Source organism: Mesorhizobium sp. M7A.F.Ca.CA.002.15.2.1 (assembly GCF_003998715.1).
GTDB classification, from domain to species: domain Bacteria; phylum Pseudomonadota; class Alphaproteobacteria; order Rhizobiales; family Rhizobiaceae; genus Mesorhizobium; species Mesorhizobium ciceri.
Genome location: NZ_RZPI01001134.1, coordinates 1 through 863, shown reverse-complemented (window position 1 = coordinate 863; position 863 = coordinate 1). Strand labels below are relative to the sequence as shown.

At 62.9% G+C, this 863-nt stretch carries 1 pseudogene; it reads right to left on the bottom strand.

The annotated features are described in order from the left end of the window. Positions 1–591 (bottom strand): annotated as a pseudogene (locus ENZ74_RS33175) (2-isopropylmalate synthase); the annotation flags it as partial. Positions 592–863: the final 272 nt, after the last annotated feature.

Here is an 863-nt window from a genome sequence, read left to right as displayed (position 1 = left end):
GCTTTCCGGCGAATACTCGAACCGAAAGCCTCCGCCGGCCTTGGCCGCCATGTCGGTGATCATCTTGGCGGCGTCGGTGGCGATCCGCTTGATGCCGCCGACGTCCTTCTCGAAGACGACGCGACGCTGCAATTCGCTGGTCGAATTGTAGAAATGGACGATCGGGTTGGTGGCGCCCTTCAGCGCCTCGAAGGTGCGGGTGATCAGCTCCGGCCGGCACTGCACCAGCACCTGCAGCGAGACATCGGCGGGTACGTTGCCTTCCTCGATGCACCAGCGGGCAAAGTCGAAATCGGTCTGCGATGCCGACGGGAAGCCGATCTCGATCTCCTTGAAGCCCATGTCGAGCAGCAGGCCGAACATGCGTGCCTTGCGCTCATGGCCCATAGGATCGATCAGCGCCTGGTTTCCGTCGCGCAGGTCGACCGAGCACCAGATCGGCGCCTTGTCGATAACCTTCGAGGGCCAGGTGCGATCGGTGAGACCGACGGTCGGATAGGGCTGATATTTGCGAGCCGCGTCGGGCATGCCTTTGGCCGAATCCGTGTCGGCTACCGCGGCATCGGAGCGGATCTCTTCTCGTGCGTTCATCGTCGTTTCTCCCGGCGGCTCATGGATCCACCTTCAGGTGGATTGATGGCGAGCGGCGCCTTTACCAGAATTTCGTTCGCTTGATGTGATTGCCAAGGAGCATGCGCTTGCGCGGCGGTTCGACCGCCGGGCGCTCCTTCAGCGAACCCGGCGATCGCCGATAAGGCCGAGAAGAAGCAGGGTCGAAGCCAGCGCGCGCACGGTCTCGCCGGAAAAACCGGTCGGACGGGAAGCGTTGCTGGCGCGCGTGTTCATGGCGGTTCTCTTACAGG